Here is an 863-nt window from a genome sequence, read left to right as displayed (position 1 = left end):
TGCGGCGGCGGCAGCATGCGTATCCAGGCCACCATCGCCGCCAGGTAGATAAACAACAGTGGCTCATCACTGAGCACCAGCAAGCCCTTGGCCAACGTGTCCTTGCCCAGCGTGAGCAACTCGTCCAGTTCGGCCTGGGAGATGTACTTGAGCAGTTTCTCGCTGTTGGATTTGAGGTTCGCGAGCAGGTCATACAGCTCGGTGATGTTGTCCCACAGGTTGTAGAAGGCCTGGCCAATCCCGGTTGCAAAGGCAATGCCCTGTAGGCCGCTGCGTTTGTAGGCTGGCGCCTGGGCAAAGTCTGCCCACTGAGGCTTGAAACGCTCGTCCCATTGTCTGCGCAGATCAGCTTCCAGCCCGGCAATCACTGACCCGTAGGAGGCATACAGCGCCTTGACGTGATCCTTGGAAACATTGGGGTAAAAGGTGATCTGGTAGCGCTGGTCGCGGCTGCAGTCGTTGACTTCAAGAATGCCGCTGGGGCCAATGGTGTGGTGGATCGGTGCGCCCACCGGGCTGCCATCTGTGGCCAGGGCTTGCAGCATCACCCGGGTGTTGCCGATGGGGACGAACTGGGTACTTTCGAACAGATGCACCAGGGTCAACCCACCCTGGGCTTTGCATTGAGCGACCGTGCGGCTGGGCTTGTCGGAAGAGATCGGCGCGACCAGCGCGACGTCTTCCCCAACCTTGAACATCTGCTCCACAGTCAGCGCCGAGCCACTCAACAGGCTGTCGGCCCACTCATCGAAGGTGTTCAGGCAGGTGCGAAAATCGGCTAAAACCCGACTGACGTCCGGTGCCTTGGGATCCATGGGCGCCAGCACAAAGCTGGCAAACGCCGGGATCAAGAGCCAGCCCTA

At 60.0% G+C, this 863-nt stretch carries 1 pseudogene; it reads right to left on the bottom strand.

The features are described 5' to 3' along the window. Positions 1 to 851 (bottom strand): annotated as a pseudogene (locus tag KVH01_RS29425) (type IV secretion protein Rhs); the annotation flags it as partial. Positions 852 to 863 lie beyond the last annotated feature (12 nt).

Origin of the sequence: Pseudomonas khavaziana (assembly GCF_019145205.1) — a bacterium.
Classification (GTDB): Bacteria; Pseudomonadota; Gammaproteobacteria; order Pseudomonadales; family Pseudomonadaceae; genus Aquipseudomonas; species Aquipseudomonas khavaziana.
Note: the sequence above shows the minus strand (reverse complement) of the source record. Positions and strands in the feature narration are given on the sequence as shown.